At 43.3% G+C, this 14121-nt stretch carries 15 protein-coding genes; 5 read left to right on the forward strand and 10 right to left on the reverse strand.

Annotation, left to right across the window (positions count from 1 at the left end; translation table 11 throughout):
- Window positions 1–229: 229 nt before the first annotated feature.
- The 8 genes from O3681_RS03680 to O3681_RS03715 form a co-directional block, all read right to left on the reverse strand.
- The gene (locus O3681_RS03680; protein ID WP_188213594.1) at window positions 230–640 is read right to left on the reverse strand and encodes a hypothetical protein; all 411 of its coding nucleotides are present in this window, start codon (window positions 638–640) and stop codon (window positions 230–232) included.
- A 1-nt stretch (window position 641) separates the two neighbouring features.
- The gene (locus O3681_RS03685; protein WP_371459311.1) at window positions 642–2681 is read right to left on the reverse strand and encodes an integrase; all 2040 of its coding nucleotides are present in this window, start codon (window positions 2679–2681) and stop codon (window positions 642–644) included.
- A 2-nt stretch (window positions 2682–2683) separates the two neighbouring features.
- On the reverse strand, window positions 2684–3397 hold the full coding sequence (locus tag O3681_RS03690) for a tyrosine-type recombinase/integrase (protein WP_371459312.1): 714 nt from the start codon (window positions 3395–3397) through the stop codon (window positions 2684–2686).
- Between the two features lie 77 nt (window positions 3398–3474).
- The gene (locus O3681_RS03695; RefSeq protein WP_371459313.1) at window positions 3475–4203 is read right to left on the reverse strand and encodes an integrase; all 729 of its coding nucleotides are present in this window, start codon (window positions 4201–4203) and stop codon (window positions 3475–3477) included.
- The gene (locus tag O3681_RS03700; RefSeq protein ID WP_371459314.1) at window positions 4190–5464 is read right to left on the reverse strand and encodes a tyrosine-type recombinase/integrase; all 1275 of its coding nucleotides are present in this window, start codon (window positions 5462–5464) and stop codon (window positions 4190–4192) included. The genes O3681_RS03695 and O3681_RS03700 overlap by 14 nt, the downstream gene beginning before the upstream one ends.
- Before the next feature lie 149 nt (window positions 5465–5613).
- On the reverse strand, window positions 5614–6141 hold the full coding sequence (locus O3681_RS03705) for a single-stranded DNA-binding protein (RefSeq protein ID WP_049332709.1): 528 nt from the start codon (window positions 6139–6141) through the stop codon (window positions 5614–5616).
- A gap of 1 nt (window position 6142) precedes the next feature.
- Window positions 6143–7525 (reverse strand): MFS transporter, encoded by a 1383-nt coding sequence (locus O3681_RS03710; protein ID WP_371459315.1) that lies wholly within the window; start codon window positions 7523–7525, stop codon window positions 6143–6145.
- A gap of 202 nt (window positions 7526–7727) precedes the next feature.
- Window positions 7728–8351 (reverse strand): lytic transglycosylase domain-containing protein, encoded by a 624-nt coding sequence (locus O3681_RS03715; protein WP_070583298.1) that lies wholly within the window; start codon window positions 8349–8351, stop codon window positions 7728–7730.
- Between the two features lie 173 nt (window positions 8352–8524).
- Here O3681_RS03715 and ppx point away from each other — a divergent pair, with 173 nt between their 5' ends.
- The 5 genes from ppx (at window position 8525) to O3681_RS03740 (ending at window position 12925) form a co-directional block, all read left to right on the forward strand.
- Window positions 8525–10033, forward strand: coding sequence for an exopolyphosphatase (gene ppx / locus O3681_RS03720; RefSeq protein ID WP_004520779.1), 1509 nt, complete (start codon window positions 8525–8527; stop codon window positions 10031–10033).
- An 87-nt stretch (window positions 10034–10120) separates the two neighbouring features.
- A complete protein-coding gene (gene rbfA / locus O3681_RS03725) occupies window positions 10121–10492 on the forward strand; it encodes a 30S ribosome-binding factor RbfA (RefSeq protein ID WP_003685554.1) in 372 nt (123 codons plus the stop codon).
- Window positions 10493–10559: 67 nt separating this feature from the next.
- On the forward strand, window positions 10560–11474 hold the full coding sequence (gene truB / locus O3681_RS03730; RefSeq protein ID WP_371459316.1) for a tRNA pseudouridine(55) synthase TruB: 915 nt from the start codon (window positions 10560–10562) through the stop codon (window positions 11472–11474).
- Window positions 11475–11496: 22 nt separating this feature from the next.
- A complete protein-coding gene (locus tag O3681_RS03735; protein ID WP_371459317.1) occupies window positions 11497–12123 on the forward strand; it encodes an NAD(P)H-hydrate epimerase in 627 nt (208 codons plus the stop codon).
- A 112-nt stretch (window positions 12124–12235) separates the two neighbouring features.
- Window positions 12236–12925 (forward strand): suppressor of fused domain protein, encoded by a 690-nt coding sequence (locus tag O3681_RS03740; RefSeq protein WP_371459318.1) that lies wholly within the window; start codon window positions 12236–12238, stop codon window positions 12923–12925.
- A gap of 77 nt (window positions 12926–13002) precedes the next feature.
- On the opposite strand, the gene O3681_RS03745 is transcribed toward O3681_RS03740, so the two are convergent.
- Both O3681_RS03745 and O3681_RS03750 read right to left on the reverse strand, forming a co-directional pair.
- Complete coding sequence (locus O3681_RS03745; RefSeq protein ID WP_371459319.1) at window positions 13003–13362, reverse strand: CrcB family protein; 360 nt, start codon at window positions 13360–13362, stop codon at window positions 13003–13005.
- Between the two features lie 80 nt (window positions 13363–13442).
- Window positions 13443–14120, reverse strand: coding sequence for an energy-coupling factor ABC transporter permease (locus O3681_RS03750; RefSeq protein WP_371459473.1), 678 nt, complete (start codon window positions 14118–14120; stop codon window positions 13443–13445).
- Window position 14121 lies beyond the last annotated feature (1 nt).

Here is a 14121-nt window from a genome sequence, read left to right on the forward strand (position 1 = left end):
GTGTTTACCTGCGGTGCAGGTGCGGCATTTAGAGCGCCGACAGTAACAACATTCTCTGCGGTTTAATCGCCTCAACTTTGTTGAGCCTAGTGTTCGTGCCCGTGGTTTATTCCTTAATGGACGACCCATTAGAATGGTTAGCCCCGAAATTAACTAAATTGACGTCAGTAACATTGGAGGATAGAATTCCAAGAAGAAAAGGATAATTTTTTGCAAAAAGACCATTTGATTACCGATGCTGTCTATTAACTGCAATAAGTGGCTTATTTAGCTTATCTTCTGTCATACCATGCATATATGCATTATATTGCCATACAATAAATTGCTGTTTATATCGCTCATTAATTTCTTCCAAACGTTGTACTTGAGCTTTTAAATTCTTAACTTGCTTTTGCAGATAATCCATTGTTACATTCGGTTCTGGATTAGCTTTTGCCTTTTCTTTAAGCTTTTGTTTTTGTTTGCTAAATGCTTCCTGTATATCTGGGTAATTAGCTAGCGATTGTCTTTCAATGCTTTTAATATTCAATAATTCTGAAACTTTAGAACAAAGTAAATCCCATGTTAGTTTATCTTCCCAAGTCTTAATCATCATGATGATATCTTCTAAATTTTCTTCTGTAACAAGAATTTTTGGCATACTATAACTCCATTAGTCTATATAAATCATCGTCTAATCTAGCTGTTTCAGGCTTTTGAAGATCTATATCCATTCCCTTTTCCTGTAAAGCTAATTTAACTGGAGAAGGGTCGTACTCATCAGGAATTCTTAATAATGATCCATTTGGGATTTCACTATTTTCTAAGAACTTAATTTTAGTTTTTATATGTGTTAATCTCCATCCTAGGTTACTTATCCAACGATCTGCTCCAAAAACACCTATTCTATGGTGTTCTTTCGCTTTACTTAATTGCTCTGTTAGTTGAATCTCGCGCTGTTTTAAAATTCCTAAAGAAGACTCTAAACCCTTAATACAAACAAGCTCTTTACATGTTTCACAATCACCGTGACGAGAACATGGAGACATCGCATAATCGTGTTCGCAAATGCCTATTTCTGTTACGGTTGCTATTCCGATTCTGTCTTTTCCTAAGTCTTCATAGGTAACAGGAAGATTTAAATGAATTTTATCTAATATTGAAATATCCTCCGAAATGAGTAAATCTCGAGCCAACTCGCTTTTTTCTTCTTCTGTTCTGTGATCATAAGCTTTGTTATCTGCAACTCTAGCTCTTCCTGCCCAGTTAGCTAAAGTTAACTCATCCATTCCACCTCGTTCAGCTTTTGTGCTTAACCAATGTCTTGCATTGTGTGATGGCAATCTTATAAATTCTCCTTTAGATGTACCTATACAATGTTTTTCCCATAATGATGTTTTAGGACGAGTTTCTGAATAGCAAAATCTATCATTAATTTGGTTCACTGTTGGTAACACAAAAGAAAAACGTTTAGGGGAAAAATCATCATGAAATTCATTTTCTCTGAATAATAACAAAGCCTCAGAAACCTTCACGCTTTTATGTTTATCAACATAAGGCCAATTATTAAATTTTGATGTGTATTTCTTATACAAAAATTTCCCTAGTATCTCATAAGTTATAATTCCATAGTTTTCACTTATTAAATTTTTAAACCATTTAGTATTACAGCTATTTTTGGAATCAATATCTAACACTTCAGCAATTTGACTTTTAGTCAAATGCTTTTTGTATAAAGAATGGGCTGTTGCAAGATCTTTATCAAATAACATCAATATATTAGGATTTTCTTCTGCAAATTTAGCTGCTTCTCTTGCCAAGGAGCTTATATTTGTTAAACGCTTAACCGCTTCAACAACAATATCTTGCATACAGCTAGGAACCCACTTTAATCCCTCTTTACCATTTTTTGCTGGTATCCATCGAATACCTAATTGCTTATTTCCCAAGCTATCATCCTCCCATTCTAAGCAATTGACAGATAAAGACATCAACTCAGAACAACGAGATGGAGCGACCATAAGTAGAGCCATAACAGCTGTATAATATTCAGTTTCTTTGTCTAAATTGGGAGCATCATGAAAGAGTTTAGCAACCAGCATCATTTCTTCATCAGTTGGCATTTTACTTGAACGGTATTCTTTTCCTTTTTCATCTAGCAATATAGTCAAATCTCTAGGACGTTTATATGGATTTTCCCATAAAGGTAGTTGAGGAGTAATTCGATTTTCTCTACAAAAATCAAATAATTTTTGAATTTGATAACCTAATTTATTGACTGATTCCGTACCTTTTTTATATTTTTTTGATACGATATTTTCTACTTCATGAATAACTAAATAATCAAGCTGAAGTATGTCAGCCTTTCCTTTAATATTATAGAGAGCCATTTCAACTATACGTAAAGATTCAATATGTCTGGCTAAATTACGAATGGGATTTAGAGAATAAGTATAACGAATATAGGCTTTGGCAAATTCAATGAATGGTGCAGCTAATGGCTCATATTTATAAGCTGTAGATTTAATTCTTTCTGTGGAAAAACGAACCTGAACTGGATAAATGCTGAATGTTGTTTTCCATTGGTTGTTTTCCCAGCAATCATTTCCAAAGATAGTAAGCTGATTTTTACTGAAATTAATAAATTGCTCTAAATTAGATTTAGGATTATTATCTTTTGGAGTGAAAATTAGATTGTTCATAATCAGTGGCTTCCCATAGTTCTTTTCATATCATTGCAAGCTTGAACAACATATTCAACAGCTAAAATAATACGATCTTTGGATGATGCATAATCTATACTTTTAGTTTGTTTTAAACGTTCTTCCTTTTCTTCATACAACTTATTTAAGATTTGTTGATGAGGGCCATCAATGAGTGGTCTAAACTTAGGACATAAATAACAAGTTTCATAGCCAGTTATACAAAAATCATTTGTTCCACAAGCACCTATCGTATCTATTCCGTTATTGGTTATTAAAGATGTTGGATCGTACCCTCTCTCACTTTCATTTAAGTTAGAAATAATTTTACCTGTAAAGGCTTGAGCGAGTTTTCCCATTTCAGCACCTATAACACGATCAATGTATTGCACTGTATCAGCTGTATTTTCAGTATAGACTTTGACGTTCTGTGTATCTGTGTGATCTAGGAGTTCTGCTATAATCGTTGCTCCAACTCCTTTTCTTCCTAGATTCGTTCCCCTTGTATGACGAAAACGTCTTGCATTAACATGAATGATTTCACCTGTTCGCTCTGAAACAGCTTTTTGATGTATACAGAATTTTCGTAATGTATTTTGCTCCAATGAAGAAGCTGAATAATGAAAAATATCTTTGTTTAATAATGAAAGATCAAAATTCCTATTTTTGATATTCTTCTTCAAACAACTCCAATCAATAAACACTGGTAATTTCATTTTATAACCAGAAATAAAGGTTTCATCAACCAGACTAAGCAATTTCTTATATTGATATTCTATAAAGTTTAGGAGAATTAAATATAAGTCCTCTGTGATAGCAAGTTTTTTAAGCGTTTCTCTAAATAATCCTCCTCTTTTTTTGCACTAGGGATATGTAGAAAATAATTCCATGTTCCTTGAGAGATTTCCTTTCTTAGGTCTTCAAATTTTAAATGGCGTATTTGAATGGGTCTTCTAGCTGTAGCTTGAAGTAAGTGAATATATGCGTATGTTTCAAATGAAATAAGATCTTCTCTCCAAAGTCTAGCTAGTTCAGCCATTAAAGCCAAAATTTCATTTTCGGTAAATGCTCCTGTATAAGGGCATCTCATTATGACCGATTTACCTTTATCATTTCCAGTCAACGTAAAGCTTTCTAGCAACGACACAACAGATTTATCAACTCCATAATAGCCATACTCATGCCATGACAGTAAAAAACCCTTTAATGCTCCTAAATACCATTCATGCTCTTTTCCTAGTTTATTTTTCCAATCCAAGATTATTGACACATTAATTATTTCTAAATTAGTTGAAATTACTAATCGTTGAAACTGTTGATACATGTGAGATACGTGATAACTTGAGTATTTTTCGGCATATATTGCTAATGTTTTTCTAAACCCGTCTAATGTTTTTTTATTTATATTTAATATGGGTTGAGAAAAGTTAATTGTTTTGTCTTTGCCTATACGCCAAAAGTTTTCATTTTCATCAAATGCATACCCATCTCTTGACTGTCTAAAACGTTTATTCTGACTCATAATTATCAACTTTTTTTTGGAACTCAATTTGAAGATCTAATAATATTTTGTTTGCTTTTTCTCTAATATAACGTTGATTATAAACATTCCCGGATTTTTCTGATGTATGTCCCATAAGATGTTGTCTCATCTTTGCTTCTTTTTCGGGAGAAATAAAATCTTTATGAGAAGAATCATGATTTACATTTTGATTATTTTCATCCACCTTTCGTGAAAAATCTAAGTTCCATTCATGACGGAAAATATGTGGGTGAATGATAGAGAACTTAGGATCTACTTTTTTCATTGCTGGTACAATAACATTATCAAAAGAACTTGTACTAATTGGACATCCTTGAGTTTTTCCTTTTCGATGAGTAACAAATAAATATGGATGTGTATTTGCCTGTGGAATTTTAGAACGATAATTCATAATGTAATCATCAATAAGTTGAGCTATTTTCTGCGAAATAGGAAGACGTCTCTCTTTCGTTTTACTTACAGCTTGTTTCTTTCTTGTGTCAAATTTATCATCATGCGTTCGTCTAATTGTGATTGAGGATTTAACTGTTCCTATATCAATAAAAGGGATTTGAATTGATAATAGTTCTCCTCTTCTAATCCCTAATTCCTTTAATAAGATAAACATTAAATGGTTTCTTTTTCTGATTCCAATATCTTGAAATGGATTATTAGGATTAGAAAAGTTCGCAATAGACATAAACTCATCTAACACTCCATCAGGTAGCTCACTTTCTATGGATAATGGTTTATGATTTTTAGGTCTTGACTCTTTAATTAACTTAATTAGTTTCGTCAATTTTTCGATATATTCGTTAGATACATTAATTACTTTAGATAGAAATAATATGTATTCTGAAAGCGTTGTTAGTCTATTATATTGATGACTAAGAGATACTGAAGAATAAATATCAATAAATTGACTCCCGCCTTTCATTAACACACTTTTTTTTGTATTGATTACATTCTTTTGCTTTTTTACATTTATTCTCATATGTCGAATAAGGGATTCTAATTGGCTTTCTGTTAAGAGTACTTTGTTATGAATTAGATTACTAATAACAAGATTATTCCGTTTTTCCCAATTCATTATCCATTGTATAGTTCCCAGTTTATTTCTAATTGTGTTTACTGCGGATTGATTACGTAGTTCTACAGTTACCCATAAGGTAGAATAAAAATCAGGAATACCAGTTTTCTCATTAACCAATAGAGGAAAACGTTCTCCATTTGAAAAAAGGACTGTTTCTAGTCTATACATATCTATTTAATTTACAAAAATTTCATATATAAATACTATCAAATTAAAGATATTGTGTCAAAATTAATGTAAAAAAAGAGAAACCTTGCTATATAAGGTTTCTCTGGGTTTTAATGATTTATTTTTTACAAAATTCAAGTATATAGAATTCAGAAGGGAATATCGTCGTCGATATCATCAACCGGAGCGGTCGGTTGTGCCGGGGCAGGACGACGGGCTGGGGCGGCTGGGGGTTCTTGCGCCGGGGCTGATTGGTATTGCTGCTGTGGCGCTTGTTGGTAACTGCTTTGGCTTGAATGACCGCCTTGGTTGTAGCCGTCATCGTATGGTGCGCCGCCGCTGTTGTCGTTGCGGCCGCCGAGCATTTTCATTTCGTTGGCGATAATGTCGTAAGCGGTGCGCTCGATGCCATCTTTGCCTTGGTATTTGCGGCTTTGGATACGGCCTTCCAGGTACACTTGGCTGCCCTTACGCAGGTATTGACCGGCGATTTCGGCAAGTTTGCGGTACATGGTGATGTTGTGCCATTCGGTACGTTCTACGCGTTGACCGTTGCGATCGTTCCACGTTTCGCTGGTGGCAACGCTGAAGTTACAGACGGCCTCGCCGTTGGGCATATAGCGGACTTCCGGGTCGCGGCCGAGGCGGCCGATGAGGATAACTTTATTCAATGACATTTTACACTCCTGTGATGATTTTTTCGGCGGCCTCTTGGTCGAATCCTTTTTGCAAGGCCTTGATATAAATGGTTTGCTTGTCTGCGCTAAAGCTGATGCTTTCAACGCCTTCAATTTCGGTCAATTTTTGGTAGAGCAAATCCAGATTTTGTTGCCATTCGGCGTTAAGCGGATAGCTGAGGTTTTTGACAGGTTTTGGTGCCGGCGAAATGACTGCCAATACCAGCCACAGCAACATCAATACGCTACAAAAGGCAAATACGCCTACAAAACCGTATTTTTGGAACAATAAACCACCGGTTGCGCCGCCGACAAACAAGCCGACCGACTGCATGGTGTTATACACGCCCATCGCCGTGCCTTTCAAATCGGACGGAGCGATTTTCGATACCATAGACGGCAGGCTGGCTTCCAATACATTGAAACCAATAAAGTAAACAATCAGATAAGCGGTAATAAACCATACCGAGTGCATTCCAAACAGCAAACCGATTTGCGCCGCGGCAATGCAGACGATACCAAGGATAAACACTTGTTTGAGTTTGTTGCGCGTTTCGCCGACGATAATCAGCGGCACCATAATAATCAGGCCGGTAATGGTTGACGGCAGATAGACTTGCCAGTGATGGATTTTTTCCAAACCCAACTGCGTCATGGCAAACGGCAACGCGGTAAATAAAGCCATTTGCGCCGCATGCAAGGCAAAAATACCGAAGTCGAGATTGAGCAGTTGGCGGTTTTTCAATACCTCGCCCATACGCGAAGGCTGCGCCTGCGTGTCTTCGTGCATTTTTGACACTTCAGGATCAGGCGTCATCCAGGCAACTACGCCGATACTGATTACAGTCAAAATACCGGTCAGCGCAAACAGACCGGATACGCCGATAAAGCTGGCAATCATCGGCGCAAGCACCAGGCTGACGGAGAAGGTCAAGCCGATACTCAGGCCGATCATCGCCATCGCACGCGTCCGCACTTCATTACGGGTCAAATCCGCCAGCAAAGCCGTTACCGCCGCACTGACGGCACCCGCGCCTTGAATGGCACGCGCGGCAACCAACATCTGCAGACTGTCGGCAACTGCGGCCAAAAAACTACCCGCCGCAAACACAATCAAGCCGGCATAAATCACTTTTTTACGGCCGAACTTATCAGAAGCCATGCCCAAAGGCAGCTGCAGCAAAGCCTGTGTCAGCCCGTAAATACCCATTGCCATGCCGACCAGCGCTTTATTGTTTTCTGCGCCGGGCAACGAAGCGGCATACATCGCCAAAACAGGCAACACCAAAAACATCCCCAACATACGCAGTGCGTAAACGCCGGAAAGTGTGGTACTGGCACGCCACTCGTGCGGAAACATTTGAATGCGGTTATCTCTTGCCATAAATAATGTTTCAGACGGCCTTAAGTTTACGAAAGGCCGTCTGAAAGTGTGAATTAACAGATTTTCTGATTATACAGGATTCAAAGGAATTGCATGGGGTCAAATCGCAAGCTGTTTATCGCAAACCTACTTCCTCGGTATAAAACGGTTTCAACTGAAAACCAACATCACGCAACATCTACCCTATCCCATTTATCCAGAATCAACCCCACTGCCATCTATTTCGCCACGCGCCTAACACGGCATTTGGATATTTGTTACTGCCCAGGCTGCCGTTAAACCTTGCCAACGCGCGGACAATATTGCCTTTTTCGATATTATTGTAATGGCGAAGAATGGTGCAGCCGTAGCGCAGATTGGTGCGGATGTCGAAAAGATTGTGCGACGGATTGCCGATATAATTTTTCCAAAACGGCATCACTTGCATCAAACCGCGCGCACCCACGCCGCTGATGGCATATTGGCGAAACGCACTTTCCACTTCAATCAAACCCAAAATCACTTGGGTGTTGAGTCCGGCGCGACTGCTTTCATATTGGATATTAATCAACAAACGGCGGCGCTCGCCCTCATCGGGAATAAAGCGTGCCAATCGGGAAGACATCGCCGCCAACCAACGCTCCCCTTCCCTTGAATCGGCAAACACCAGCCGCGCAGGGCTGGCACTATTGATCGAACTGCGCATCACGGAAGCCACATCATCGGCCAGCGTTTCTTCACGTTGCGCCCCCGCCCATGCGGTCGCAGGTGTCAAAAGCATGGCTCCTCCGACTTGCAATAGACGGCGGCGCGATAAAAATAAGGAATCTTGGTTTTCCGATTTCATGTGTTTTCTCTTTTTAGGCCGTCTGAAAAGTTCAGACGGCCTTTGATATATTGGCTTAAAATCAGCATTATAAAATACATCTATGAGCAGAATCAAAGAGCTGTATTCCTTTTATTGTCAAGTGATACCGCCTCAAGTAACATTTAGGTTTTTCTAATCAACCGGTATTTTTTATGACCACCACTCCCGCCAACGTTTTAGCCTCCGTCGACTTGGGTTCCAACAGTTTCCGCCTGCAAATTTGTGAAAACAACAACGGCCAGCTGAAAGTCATCGACTCGTTCAAACAAATGGTTCGCTTTGCCGCCGGCTTGGACGAACAAAAAAACCTGAGCGAAGCCTCTCAAGAACAAGCCTTGGAATGTTTGGCAAAATTCGGCGAACGCCTGCGCGGATTCCAACCTGAAAACGTGCGCGTGGTGGCAACCAATACTTTCCGCGTCGCCAAAAACATTGCCCAATTCCTACCCCGTGCCGAAGCGGCGCTGGGTTTCCCCATCGAAGTCATCGCCGGCCGTGAAGAAGCGCGTCTGATTTACACCGGCGTAGTGCATACCCTGCCGCCCAAAGGCGACAAAATGCTGGTTATCGACATTGGCGGCGGCTCGACCGAATTTGTCATCGGCTCGGATTTGCAACCGCTGACCACAGAAAGCCTGCCTTTAGGCTGCGTAACGTACAGCATGCGCTTCTTCCAAAACAAAGTGACCGCCAAAGATTTCCAAGCCGCCGTTTCCGCCGCGCGTATCGAAATTCAGCGCATCAGCAAAATGATGAAGCGTACCGGCTGGGATTTCGCCATCGGCACGTCCGGTTCGGCAAAATCCATACGCGACGTTTTGGCAGCCGAATTGCCGCAAGAAGCCGACATTACCGCCCAAGGCATGCGTTATCTTGCCGATAGGATTATCGAAGCCGGTTCGGTTAAAAAAGCCAAATTTGAAAACCTCAAACCTGAACGCATCGAAGTTTTTGCAGGCGGATTGGCCGTGATGATGGCCGCTTTTGAAGAACTCTCGCTGACCAAAATGACCGTTACCGAAGCCGCCCTCCGCGACGGCGTGTTCTACGACTTAATCGGCCGCAGCCTCAATGTCGATATGCGCGAACAGACAACGGCAGAGTTCCAAAAACGTTACCACGTCAGCCTCAACCAAGCCAAACGCGTTGCCGATACCGCGCAAGCCTTTATGAACAGCCTGTGCCACGCCAAAAACGTAACCGTTCAAGAGCTTGCCCTGTGGAACCAATACCTCAGCCGCGCAGGCCGTCTGCATGAAATCGGCTTGGATATTGCCCATACCGGTTATCACAAACACTCCGCCTACATTCTCGAAAACGCCGATATGCCGGGCTTCTCACGCAAAGAGCAAACCATTTTGGCGCAACTGGTTATCGGCCATCGCGGCGACCTCAAGAAAATGGCAGACATTATCGGCAACAACGAAATCATGTGGTGTGCCGTATTATCCCTGCGCCTGGCCGCCCTCTTCTGCCGTTCGCGCCTGCCGCTTGATTTGCCGCCGCAAACCCAGCTTCGCATCGATGAAAACAACCACAGCTTCATCTTGCGCATCAACGCCCAATGGCTGGAGCAACACCCCCTCATCGCCGATGCGCTGGACTACGAAAGCGCGCAATGGCAAAAAATCGATATGCCTTTCTCGGTTCAAGCACAATAAACCGCGCTCCGTTATAATAGGCAGCTTTTCAAAATCCAAACCGCAGGCCATCTGAAAACGACAGCCTGCCATACATCAAGGAAAACCATGAGAAAACCCCAACGCGGCTACGCCCGCCAAGACCGTGTCAAAGAACAAATCATGCGCGAGCTTGCCGAACTCGTCCGAACCGGCCTGAAAGATCCGCGCGCAGGCTTCATCACCATCAACGAAGTCGAAGTAACCCGCGATTACAGCCACGCAACCGTGTTCTATACCGTCCTCGACGACAGCACACGTGACATTACCGAAGAAGCTTTGGAACACGCCAAAGGCCATTTGCGCAGCGAATTGGCCAAACGCATCAAACTCTTCAAAACGCCCGAGTTGCACTTCAAATACGACGAATCACTCGAACGTGGCATGAGCATTTCCAGCCTGATCGACCAAGTGGCGGCGGAAAAACCGGTTGAAGACTGATTGATTAAAACACACAGGCCGTCTGAATCCTTTCAGACGGCCTGAACATTAATATTCCCTAATTAATATGACCAATAAACCCACCAAACGCCCGGTCAACGGCGTTCTTCTCCTCGACAAACCTGAAGGCCTTTCCAGCAACACCGCCCTGCAAAAAGCGCGGCGCTTGTTCCGTGCCGAAAAAGCCGGGCATACCGGCGTACTCGATCCTTTGGCCACGGGGCTTTTGCCTGTTTGTTTCGGCGAAGCGACCAAGTTCGCCCAATATCTGATTGATGCCGACAAAGCCTATACAGCCACGCTGAAATTGGGCGAAGCCAGCAGCACGGGCGATGCCGAAGGCGAAATCATCGCCACCGCACGCGCCGATATTTCATTGTCCGAATTTCAGACGGCCTGCCAAGCCTTAACGGGCGATATCCGCCAAGTTCCACCCATGTTTTCCGCCCTCAAACACGAAGGCAAGCCGCTGTACGAATACGCACGCAAAGGCATCGTTATCGAACGCAAAGCGCGCGATATTACGATTTACTCCATTAATATCACTGAATTTGATGCACCCAAAGCCATGATAGACGTACGCTGCAGCAAGGGCACTTATATCCGTACCCTCAGCGAAGACATCGCCAAACACATCGGCACATTCGCACACCTGACCGCCCTGCGCCGTACCGAAACCGCCGGATTTACCATTGCCCAAAGCCACACGCTCGAGGCCTTGGCAGAACTGGACGAAGCCGAACGCGATGCCCTGCTGCTGCCTTGCGATGTCTTGGTGCAACATTTCCCCAAACTGGAGCTAAACGACTACGCCGTTACCATGCTTAAACACGGCCAACGTCCTCAGTTCAGCGACGACATTTCCGCCGAGCAGCCTATCCGTGTGTACAGCCGAGACGGCACATTTATCGGGCTGGTGGAATATCAAAAAGAAATAGGCCGTCTGAAAGCCTTGCGCCTGATGAATACCGCCGACCAATAACTTCCTGCAAAGAGAGCCGATCATGAAAGTCTATACCGCCGCCCAAATGCGCGAACGCGAGCAAGCAGCCGTCGATAAAGGCACGAGCTTCGACCAACTGATGGAAAACGCCGGCAGCTCTGCCGCCCAAGACCTCATGCAGCGTCACCCTCAAGCCGGATGCGCCCTGATCGTTTGCGGCAAAGGCAACAACGGCGGCGACGGCTTAGTCATGGCAAGATATATGCAGGCGCAAGGTTGGCACATCGATATTCTGTTTTCACTCGGAGAAAACCTCTCCCCCTTGGCTCAAACCAATCGAGAACGCCTCAACGGTTTGCCCCATATTGAATTGATATCCGTACAAGAACTGGAAGGCCGTCTAAAAAACGGTTACGACATCATTATCGAAGGCATATTCGGCACAGGCTTCAGCGGCGCACTTCCAACCGAAATCGCCGCCCTCTGCCGCCAACTCAATCATTCAGACGGCCTGAAAGTCGCCCTTGATATCCCCACCGGCCTCAACTGCGACACCGCCGAAGCCGATCCCGATACATTCCGCGCAGACCTGACCTACACCTTTGCCGCCTACAAACCGGCGCATTTAAGCGAGTCCGGCAAAATCTATTGTCAAGAAACCGTCTGTTTGCCTATTGGCATTGATTAAAAAAGCAAATAAGATGTCATATTTAAATCGCTTTATTTTTAGAAACAACACATTCTAAAAGAAATACGCCAATTAATTTACAAGCCAATCATCAACAACACGGAAACAGACAATGAACGAACAAGAATACCGCCAAACTTTTAAAGAAGATCAGGCTGTCGGCTGGGAAGCCATCGATACTGCGCTTAAAGCACTTTATGGTGATGTCAAACCACGCTCCTATGGTCCTATAATCAAATATTGGTTGGGAGGCACCGATCCACTGGACAATAGCGACATTTTTGATTGCGAAGAGCAAACCTTCCATCGCCATATTGTTTCCTACGGCATGAGCGAACTTTACTTTAATCCAGAACTTGCCGGTGCAGATTACAGTAAATGGGGATTTGAATTTACCTTCCGCACTCCCCCTTACGATCAGGATCCAGATTCCGACTACAACACCAAACACGAGCCTTATTGGGCAGTCAATATGATGAATAACCTTGGCCGTTACGTTTTTGAAAGCGGCAACTGGTTTGAAGCCTACCACTTTACTTCAACTAACGGCCCTATCCGAATGGATACAGAAACCGCCATCGTCGGCGTAGCCTTCGCACCAGACCCCAAGCTGCCCGCTATCAAAACGCCAAACGGCGAAGTTCAATTTCTGCAGATAGTCGGCCTTACCCAGCCCGAGCTTGACTGGCTCTGGCAAGATCCAACAACCAAACGTTGCCAAAAGCTGATCGATATGATGCGCAAAGACAATCCGCTGTTGATTACCGATTTAGCGCGTACAAAAAGCTATGTACAACCCTAATTGATAAAGCCAAATGCCGTCTGAAAACAGATTTTCAGACGGCATTTGGCTTTATATTTCAAATAAAAAACAGCAGTTTACTTCCAAATCTGCGCCAATTTAATCCCCAGCGCCGTCAAACCAAACGAACCGAAAATATGCAGACAGGTTGCCATCAAAGCCATACTCCAACGTTGCGCCTGCATCAAACCCACCATCTCCACTGAAAAACCTGAAAATGTGGTCAAGCTGCCGAGAAAGCCGGTAATCCAAAGCAAACGCCATTGCGGATCAGTTAAGAGTTCTGCCAATACGCCGATCAGCAACGCTCCCAGCCAGTTTGCCGCCAATGTACTAATAGAAAAAGGCGCCGAAGACACCAGCACCAAGCCAAACAGCCAACGCAATACAGCCCCGACGGCAGCGCCGCAAACAATGGGAAAAATATAAGCAAACATAACACGTTAAAAATTCAATTCAAAAACAGGCCATCCGGTCATGAGGCCGTCTGAAAACCCCACAAAGATGCCTTCATATCTTATTGCCAAATCTTAGGCGCAGATTTCAAATATCTGCCATCATCAAAAGTACAAATCCATTGCGGCTTGAGCGCGATAAAAATGGCTGTTGAAATACCGCTCAAAAATGCCTCTGCCCAAGCGATTAAGAAGAAAACAGGAAACGCGGTTTTCCACAATACCGCCGTATCAAACACATCCGCCCAGTCCAATAAACCGACCAAAATTACGCCGGTAAACACCATACCGACCGCCGCGGCCCAAAAACCATTCAGAAAAATAAAGATAAAGATATTGGCAGGCAAACGCGACACCCAATGGCGGAAACCCAAGTTTACCAACAAAGGCGGAAGCAATACGGACAAGGCGTTGATGGGGAACATATGCCAATCGCCCCAAAGCCACAAATACGGAAAAAACAGCAAAACGCCAAGGCAGAAAGCGGCAGAGGTGCCCAGCATTAAAGCCGTCAGGTTTAAAGCAAGCAAATGATAGCTCATGCCGGCCAGTTGTCCGCTTTCCGGGGAGGCATTCAAACTCCAAGCCAGCGGCAACATCACGGCAGCCACCAAAAAAGCGGAACGATGCTGCGATACCGACACCCATGCCTGCTTTGCACACAAAGCAAAAATCACCAGCAACACAGGCCATGCCGCCATCACGACACCAACGGGAAACCATCCGTTTTGAAAAATCATC

This window comes from Neisseria sp. 27098_8_158, from assembly GCF_041433145.1.
In the GTDB taxonomy this organism is placed as follows: Bacteria; Pseudomonadota; Gammaproteobacteria; order Burkholderiales; family Neisseriaceae; genus Neisseria; species Neisseria subflava_E.